We start from the raw sequence: 412 nt of genomic DNA on the forward strand, positions 1-412 counted from the left end.
TTTCCACACTCTTAGCTTCTCTTTTCTTCAATTCAAAGTGGGTAATGGCCTCTAGGAACTCTAAATAGGTCCATGAGGATTTCTCAGCTTCGCGAAGGAGCTGTGGAAGCTCCTCGGCTGTTTCGGCCAAGCGTAATAGTTTGAACTGGCCCTGAATTTCTTTTACCGTATGATTCATGAAAGTTCGCCTCCTAAAATGCTTGTGTACGTACTTAAAGGGCGTGTTCCAACTGGTATATCTACTTTATGAATCGGCCGTTTCTCCTGTTCTAAGGAAACTAATGTTTCCTGCTGAGATTGTTTTTTTAGGTAAAGTACAACGTCTTTAAAATCATTCGCACTATATAAGTTTTCATTGATGCATCTCTCTAGCGCCTTATCTAACCAAGTGGAATCATTTATTGAAACCGAA

General features: G+C 40.3%; 1 pseudogene. It reads right to left on the reverse strand.

Annotated features, from left to right (window positions below):
* Nucleotides 1-174: 174 nt before the first annotated feature.
* A pseudogene (locus M3627_RS21270) lies at nucleotides 175-412 on the reverse strand (IS21 family transposase); the annotation flags it as partial.

The organism is Psychrobacillus sp. MER TA 171 (assembly GCF_023713305.1).
GTDB lineage: Bacteria > Bacillota > Bacilli > Bacillales_A > Planococcaceae > Psychrobacillus.